This window comes from Pseudomonas sp. GW821-FHT10C09, from assembly GCF_059415465.1.
In genome coordinates, this window is the sequence record NZ_JBWKNG010000058.1 from 1 (window position 1) to 864 (window position 864).

Here is an 864-nt window from a genome sequence, read left to right on the forward strand (position 1 = left end):
CCAGACACCGTTTCCCATGATGCGGCTGGTGGCGCTGATGAATGTGCGTTCGCACTTGATCCTGGATGCTCAATTGAGCCCTTACCGACGCAGTGAAATGCGCTTGGCCGACGAGTTTTTGCAGCAGATCCCCGACCACTCGGTGACGCTGTTCGACAAAGGGTTCTGGGGCGCTGAACTGCTGTCCAGCCTGAGCAGCGCAGGCATCAACCGCCATTGGTTGATCCCGGCAAAAAAAGGACTGGTCTGTGAAGAAGTGGCCCGTTACAGCCCGCACGATCGTTGGGTGCGTATGAAAGTCTCACCGCAGGCCAGAAAGCGAAATCCGACGCTGCCATCGCACTGGGAAGCACGCGAAGTCAGCTATGAAATTCAAGGCAAAGTGAAGACCGTCATGACGTCTTTGCCGGCCGAGACCTACAACACCAAGGCGGTGGCCAAGCTTTATCAGGAGCGTTGGGAAATCGAATTGGGCTTCAGGGACATCAAGAGTTCGATGCAACAAAACGCAATGACCTTGCGCAGCAAAAAAGTCGAACTGATCTATCAGGAAGTGTGGGGGCTTTTGCTGGCTTACAACGTGATTCGCCGCGAGGCCAGTCAGGCAGCGGTGGCATTTGGCCGAGCACCTTCGGATATCCGTTTCAAACCGGCCTGTCAGTACATCGCCGTGCAGTTGATCGTGATGGCAGCGGCTAACCCGGTTTCAGCGACAGGGAGGCGATTGGCAGAGCTAAGGGCAGGTATTGGAGGATTATTTCTGGATCACCGCCCCAGGCCTTCTAGGCCAAGGACGGTGAAGATCTCAAAGACCCGGTTTCCAGTGGACCGTAAGGCTGCTCCGCTTAAGTGAACAGCATTACG

The 864-nt window shown here is 55.6% G+C and carries 1 protein-coding gene; it reads left to right on the top strand.

What is annotated here, in order from left to right; translation table 11 throughout:
• Nucleotides 1–853: IS4 family transposase (locus tag AC07N8_RS29440; RefSeq protein WP_495065932.1), on the top strand; the 853-nt coding region annotated here is incomplete at its 5' end.
• Nucleotides 854–864: the final 11 nt, after the last annotated feature.